General features: G+C 59.1%; 1 protein-coding gene. It reads left to right on the forward strand.

Features of this window, described 5'->3' with window-relative positions; translation table 11 throughout:
- The coding region (locus VA602_RS00395) for an immunoglobulin-like domain-containing protein (RefSeq protein WP_323452154.1) at positions 1-959 on the forward strand (959 nt) is incomplete at both ends.

Consider the following 959-nt stretch of genomic DNA (forward strand, 5'->3'; position numbering starts at 1 on the left):
GGGCACTGGCAACGAAGGCGACAAGGTTTCCGTCACCATCGTCAGCAATGGCAACGTCACCGAAGACCAGCAGCCGTCGTTCACTGTCAAAGTGAACCAGCCGTTGGATCGTCCGCTGACTGTCACATTGAGCAATGGCGACAAGGTCACCATCGCCGCAGGCCAGACCCAGGTCGAGTACAAGGCGCCAGCCCAAGGCGATGACGTCTTCAAGGATTCCGGTTCGCTCACAGTTGGTATCAGCGACGCCAGTGTTCCAGGCAAAACCTTCGAGAACCTGGAGCTCGGTGGCTCGGCCACTGTTCAGATCGCTGATACCGAAAGCGAGGTCGTCGCGACCCTGACGGCCGATAAAACCACTGTGTCTGAAGGCGGCGAGATCACCTATACCGTCACCCTGACCAACGCCCAAGGTCTGTCGGTTACTGGCCATAACGGCTTGGTCTTCACACTCAGCGACGGCACCAAAGTCACCGTTCCGGCAGGCAGCGCCACCGGCACCATCACCATCCATGCCCCGGACGACGTGTACGTTGGCGGCCAGCCAAGCATCGTGAACAAGCTGGAATCGGTCACTGGCGCCGATAACTTTGAGAAGCTGACCCTCGGCGACGGCACCGTCACCACTACTGTGACTGATGAGCCAGGCACTGGTACTCCAGGTACCGGCAACGAAGGCGACAAGATTTCCGTCACCATCGTCAGCAATGGCAATGTCACTGAAGACCAGCAGCCGTCGTTCACTGTCAAAGTGAACCAGCCGTTGGATCGTCCGCTCACCGTCACTCTGAGCAATGGCGACAAGGTCACCATCGCTGCGGGCCAGACCCAGGTTGAGTACAAGGCGCCAGCCCAGGGCGATGACGTCTTCAAAGACTCAGGCTCGCTCACTGTGGGGATCAGCGACGCCAGTGTTCCAGGTAAGACCTTCGAGAATCTGGAGCTCGGCGGCTCGGCTA

It is taken from the genome of Pseudomonas machongensis (assembly GCF_034961125.1).
Classification (GTDB): domain Bacteria; phylum Pseudomonadota; class Gammaproteobacteria; order Pseudomonadales; family Pseudomonadaceae; genus Aquipseudomonas; species Aquipseudomonas machongensis.